Annotated in this window: 6 protein-coding genes; 3 read left to right on the forward strand and 3 right to left on the reverse strand. The window is 70.1% G+C overall.

What is annotated here, in order from left to right; all coding sequences use genetic code 11:
* Nucleotides 1-218: isocitrate/isopropylmalate family dehydrogenase (locus ACFE86_RS21320; protein ID WP_375457316.1), on the reverse strand; the 218-nt coding region annotated here is incomplete at its 3' end.
* 44 nt (nucleotides 219-262) lie between these two features.
* Complete coding sequence (locus ACFE86_RS21325; RefSeq protein WP_375457317.1) at nucleotides 263-1,564, reverse strand: MFS transporter; 1,302 nt, start codon at nucleotides 1,562-1,564, stop codon at nucleotides 263-265.
* A 213-nt stretch (nucleotides 1,565-1,777) separates the two neighbouring features.
* Here ACFE86_RS21325 and ACFE86_RS21330 point away from each other — a divergent pair, with 213 nt between their 5' ends.
* Nucleotides 1,778-1,957 (forward strand): hypothetical protein, encoded by a 180-nt coding sequence (locus ACFE86_RS21330; RefSeq protein WP_375457318.1) that lies wholly within the window; start codon nucleotides 1,778-1,780, stop codon nucleotides 1,955-1,957.
* Between the two features lie 58 nt (nucleotides 1,958-2,015).
* On the opposite strand, the gene ACFE86_RS21335 is transcribed toward ACFE86_RS21330, so the two are convergent.
* Nucleotides 2,016-2,861, reverse strand: a complete 846-nt coding sequence (locus ACFE86_RS21335) for a transglutaminase family protein (protein ID WP_375457319.1) — start codon at nucleotides 2,859-2,861, stop codon at nucleotides 2,016-2,018.
* Between the two features lie 405 nt (nucleotides 2,862-3,266).
* On the opposite strand from ACFE86_RS21335, the gene ACFE86_RS21340 reads away from it, so the two are divergent.
* Together ACFE86_RS21340 and ACFE86_RS21345 are read left to right on the forward strand one after the other, a co-directional pair.
* Nucleotides 3,267-4,025, forward strand: a complete 759-nt coding sequence (locus ACFE86_RS21340) for an ABC transporter ATP-binding protein (protein ID WP_375457320.1) — start codon at nucleotides 3,267-3,269, stop codon at nucleotides 4,023-4,025.
* A partial coding sequence (locus ACFE86_RS21345; RefSeq protein ID WP_375457321.1) for an ATP-binding cassette domain-containing protein occupies nucleotides 4,018-4,409 on the forward strand: 392 nt, incomplete at its 3' end. The genes ACFE86_RS21340 and ACFE86_RS21345, both read left to right, overlap by 8 nt.

Raw genomic sequence — 4,409 nt, forward strand, 5'->3', positions numbered from 1 at the left:
AAATAGATCGCGTCGTGATCCTTGATCTGCGCCAGGCCGTCGGCCGGCATCATCACGCCGTGGCGCTTGTAGTAGTCCGAGCCCCAGTCGAAATGGTCGAAGGCGAAGCCGAAGCCGCCCTCGCGCGCGGCGAGCGCGTCCAGCACCTCGATACCGGCGGCGATCACCTCGATGCCGATGCCGTCGCCGGGAATGGCAGCGATCCTGTAGGTCTTCATCGGGAAACTCCTTCTGCGGGCGGAGGGGTTGGAGGGAGCGGGCGTCAGGGCCCGGCGACGGCCGCGGCCGCGCCGCGCGTGCTGCGCTTGAGCGAGAGCGTGAACGCCGCCGAGACCGCGAGCGTGACGGCCGAGATCATCAGGCCGGTGGTGAAGCTGCCCGTGACCTCCTTGGCCCAGCCGATCAGCGAGGGCCCGACGAAGCCGCCGAGGTTGCCGATCGCGTTGATCGCCGCGATGCCGCCCGCCGCCTTGGCGCCCGAGAGGAACTCGGTCGGCAACTGCCAGAACGGCGGCCGCGCCGCCATGACGCCGGCGATGGCCAGGGACAGGAAGATCACGGCGGCGACGGCGGTCTCGTGGACCAGCGCGGCCGCGACCAGCCCGCCGCAGCCGACCAGGCAGGCCAGCGCGACGTGCCCGAAGCGTTCGCCGGTCCGGTCCGAGTGGCGCGCCCACCAGCCCATCGTGGCGATGGCGAGCAGGTAGGGGATCGCGCTGATGAAGCCGACCTCGACGTTGCCGAGACCGCCGAAGCCCTTCACGATCTGCGGCAGCCACAGCTCGATGCCGTAGAGGCCGGTGGTCAGCCCGAAATAGACCAGCGCGAGGCGCAGCACCGGCCAGCTCACCAGCGTCCTCAGGATCGCGCCGAGATCGTGGCGCTGCACCGCGCCCTGCTCGGACCGCATCTCGGCGACGAGCCAGTCGCGCTGCGCGGCGGTGAGCCAGGTCGCGTCCTCGGGCCGGTCGGTCAGGTAGAACAGGCAGATCACGCCGAGGATCACGGCGGGCACCGCCTCCAGGATGAACATCCACTGCCAGCCGTGGAAGCCGAGGATGCCGTCCATGGCGAGCAGATACCCCGAGATCGGCGCGGCGATGGCGGATGCGATCGGGATCGCGACGACGAAGCCCGCGGTGACGCGTCCGCGCCAAGCCTTCGGGAACCAGTAGGTCAGGTACAGCAGCACGCCTGGGAAGAAACCGGCCTCGGCGACGCCGAGTAGGAAGCGCAGGGCGTAGAAAGAATAGGGGCCCGTGATGAAGGCGAAGCCCAGCGAGACCAGGCCCCAGGTGACCATCACCCGGGCGATCCAGCGCCGCGCCCCGACACGGTCGAGGATCAGGTTCGAGGGCACCTCGAACAGGAAGTAGGCCAGGAAGAAGATGCCCGCCCCGAAGCCGAACATGCCCGGCGTCAGGCCGAGATCGCGGCTCATGGTGAGCGCGGCGAAGCCGACATTGATCCGGTCGACGAAGGCCACCGTGTAGAGCAGGCACAGGAAGGGGACCAGGCGCCACGCGACCCTGCGCATGGTGGCCTGCTCGATCGCGCCGTCCATCGTTTCCTCCATCGGAGCCGCCTGCGCGTGAGTCGGTCTTGAGCGCCAACTTCCATGCAAGGCGGCATTTTGTATATGGCTGCACGCCGGTGCACGAGGCCGTCCGCCTGCAGGAGGACGGCCTCGTGCGGGTGCCGCCGCGGCGCGGCATCCTGATCCGCGCTCGCCCCCGACGACCTGAGCGAGATCAACGACCGGTCGCACCGGGCGCGGATGCTGCCGCTCAGGCTGGGGCGGGAACTCGGCGCGTCCGTCGTCGAGCACGGGCGGATCGTTGATGCGATCCGGGCCGGCGATGCGGCGCTCGCCCTCGAACACGCCCACCGGCACCGCATCCGCGCGCGGGACGCGCGGCTGCCGCGTCTGGAGAGCTTCGGCCTCAAGCACCTGTAGGCCGGTCGCGCCGCCGGATCGGAGACCCGATGCCGTGCCGCGACCGGTCCCTCCGGATTCAGGCCGCGTGCTGCAGCACGAAGTCGTCGGCGACCGCGTCGGTGTGGACGTCGAACTGGGCGAGCAGCGCCGTGCCGAAGCTCGTGGAGATCGCGACGTCGGTGGCGTCGCGGCCCCGGGCGATGACGATGCGGCCGATCCGGCGCGCGTCGTGGCGGGCATCGAAGGTGTACCAGCGGCCCCCGTTCGGCCCCGCAAGGTAGACCTCGAACCATGCCGAGAAGTCCATCGGGTTGACGTCCATCGGCACGCCGATGTCGCCGAGATAGCCGGTGCAGTAGCGCGCCGGGATGTTCATGCAGCGGCAGAAGGCGACGGCGAGGTGTGCGTAGTCGCGGCAGACGCCGACCTGCTGGTTGTAGCCGTCGAAGGCCGAGCGGGTCGCGTCGGCGAGCTGGTAGTCGAAGCGGATGCGCTGGTGGACGTAACTGACGATCGCCTGCACCCGCGCCCAGCCCTCCGGCGTCGTGCCGAACAGCGACCACGCGGTGCCGGCGAGCTTGTCGGTCTCGCAGTAGCGCGAGCCGAGCAGGAACACGAGCACGTCGTCGGGCAGGTCCTGCACCGCGTATTGCTGCGCGGCCGGCTCGTAGGCGTCAAGCTCGCCGCTGTCGGCGATCAGGAAGTCGGCCGAGACCGTGATGCGGCCGCCCGGCGCAAGCAATCGCACGCAGGTGTTGCCGAAGCCGTCGGTATAGGTCCGCATCGGCACCGGCGGATCGACCTTCATCGCGTCCGAGGTCAGCAGATCGATGGCACGCGACGGGTGAACGTTGAGCTGGTAGGTCAGCGCGGTCGGGCCGAACGTGTCGTAGCCGATGGTGTAGCCGGTTCGGATCTTCATGAGGGCTGGCCCGGGCACGAGAAAGTACGGAGAGGCAAAGATCGTTACAGGCGAATGTTCCTCGTGCTGAAGGGCACTTCCAGGCATTCGGCGCCTAAATTGGCGCCAGATCGCACGCCGCGCGCCGGAAACGGACGAAATCGCGCGGCGGCGGACCGCCGGGGGGCCACGTCCCGCCCCGCGGCCCCGCGTCCGACCCGGCCCCGGCGGGCCCGCGCGCCGCCGCACCGGCGCCGCGGCGGGAAGCACCTTCGTGCCCGCATCGCCACCTGCCGGGTCGCCGTCCGGCCCGGCGCGGCCGGGTGTCATCGGCCGCCGATTGTCCGGCCCTGGTTTCGAATCGCGATGGACGCCGCAGCCGCTTCCGGCGATACATCCCGCCGACGATGCAGGGGAGGGTTGCGCTTGGCACAGGACGTGATCCTGTCGACCGAGGGGTTGACCAAGGAGTTCAAGGGCTTCCGCGCGGTCAACGGCGTGGCGCTCGAGGTCGTGCGCGGCACGATCCACGCGCTGATCGGGCCGAACGGCGCCGGCAAGACCACCTGCTTCAACCTGCTGACCAAGTTCCTCAGCCCGACGGCCGGCGCGATCCGCTACAAGGGCCGCGACATCAGCCGGATGCAGCCGGCCGACGTCGCCCGCCTCGGCCTGGTGCGCTCGTTCCAGATCTCGGCGGTGTTTCCGCACCTCACGGTGATGGAGAACGTCCGCATCGCGCTCCAGCGGCGCAAGCACGGCGACAGCTTCGACTTCTGGCGGCCCGAGACGGTGCTGCGCCGCCTCGACGCCGAGGCGCTGGGGCTGGTCGACCAGGTCGGCCTGTCGGAGTTTGCCGGCCATCAGGCGGTGGAACTGTCCTACGGCCGCAAGCGCGCGCTGGAGATCGCCACGACGCTGGCGCTCGATCCCGAGATGCTGCTGCTCGACGAGCCGATGGCCGGGATGGGCCACGAGGACGTGGAGCGCACCGCGGCCCTGATCCGGCGCATTTCCAAGGACCGCACCATCCTCATGGTCGAGCACAACCTCTCGGTAGTGGCCTCGCTGTCGGACCGCATCACCGTGCTCGCCCGCGGGCAGGTGCTGGCGGAGGGCGACTACGCCACCGTCTCCAAGGACCCCCGCGTGATCGAGGCGTATATCGGGGCGGGGCATGCCTGAGACGGATCTCATGACGCAGACCCGCGCGACGCCCGCCCCGGTCACGGCCCCGCTCCTGAGCGTGAAGGGGCTTCAGGGCTGGTACGGCGAGAGCCACGTGCTGCACGGCATCGACCTCGACGTGCGGGCCGGCGAGGTGGTGACGCTGCTCGGCCGCAACGGGGCGGGCAAGACCACGACGCTGAAGGCGATCATCGGCATCCTCGCCCGCCGGACGGGCTCGATCACGTACGACGGGATCGAGACCATCGGCATGGCGTCCCGCAACATCGCCCGTCTCGGGCTGGGCTACGTGCCGGAGGAGCGCGGCATCTTCGCGAGCCTGACGGTGGCCGAGAACCTGATGCTGCCGCCGGTCGTGAAGCCCGGCGGCATGGCGGTGGC

The sequence above is a fragment of the uncultured Methylobacterium sp. genome (assembly GCF_964244095.1).
Lineage (GTDB): Bacteria > Pseudomonadota > Alphaproteobacteria > Rhizobiales > Beijerinckiaceae > Methylobacterium.

What these genes read in the sequence shown, in the direction of transcription:
- ACFE86_RS21325 (WP_375457317.1), bottom strand. Translation starts at nt 1,564, where the DNA reads ATGGACGGCGCGATCGAGCAGGCCACCATGCGCAGGGTCGCGTGGCGC.
- ACFE86_RS21330 (WP_375457318.1), top strand. Translation starts at nt 1,778, where the DNA reads ATGCTGCCGCTCAGGCTGGGGCGGGAACTCGGCGCGTCCGTCGTCGAG.
- ACFE86_RS21335 (WP_375457319.1), bottom strand. Translation starts at nt 2,861, where the DNA reads ATGAAGATCCGAACCGGCTACACCATCGGCTACGACACGTTCGGCCCG.